The organism is Arhodomonas sp. KWT (assembly GCF_010993615.1).
In genome coordinates this window covers 1-739 of the sequence record NZ_WNXE01000833.1, presented here as the reverse complement: position 1 = coordinate 739, position 739 = coordinate 1, and the positions used below count along the sequence as shown (strand labels likewise).

At 68.7% G+C, this 739-nt stretch carries 1 protein-coding gene; it reads left to right on the top strand.

Annotated elements, in window-relative coordinates; genetic code table 11:
* Positions 1 to 739: DUF3375 domain-containing protein (locus G7A99_RS22740; RefSeq protein ID WP_163144293.1), on the top strand; the 739-nt coding region annotated here is incomplete at both ends.

Below are 739 nucleotides of genomic sequence, written 5' to 3'. Positions count from 1 at the left end.
GCAATCATCCGGCGTGGCGGCTGCTCACCGCCGACAGCGCGCCCCTGATCGTCGGCTTTCTCCACCACGCCTTTATCCGCCCCAACGTCCGGGCCCTGGGCGAGCAGGAGCTGGCTGCGCAGCTGGAGGACTACCTTTTCCATCTGCGCGAGAGCGAGGGCGAGGATGCCTTCCCGCGGGCGGCGCTGGATTATCTCAACGACTGGGTCGGAGACGACCGGGGCTGGCTGCGTCGCTACTACCCCACGGACAGCGACGAGCCTCACTATGACCTCATGCCCGCCACGGAGAAGGCCATCCAGTGGGTCGTGGGACTGGAGGAGCGGGTCCAGTTCGTCGGTGCCGAGTCGCGCCTACGCACGGTCTTCGACCTGCTCCGCGAGCTGGTCCAGGGCGCGGAGACGGATCCCCGGGCCCGCATCGCGGAGCTTCAGCGCCAGCGCGCGGAGCTCGACGCGCAGATCGAGCGGCTCGAGGCCGGCGAGCTCGAGCTCATGGACCCCACCCGGCTGCGCGAGCGTTTCCTACAGGCCACGGGGACCGCGCGGGCGTTGCTCGCGGATTTCCGCCAGGTGGAGCAGAATTTTCGCGAACTCGACCGGGCCGTGCGCGAGCGCATCGCTACCTGGTCCGGCGGTCGCGGCGAGCTCCTGGATGAGGTTTTCGGCGAGCAGGACGTCATCGCCGAGTCCGATCAGGGCAGGAGCTTCCGCGCGTTCTGGGATTTCCTCATGTCGCC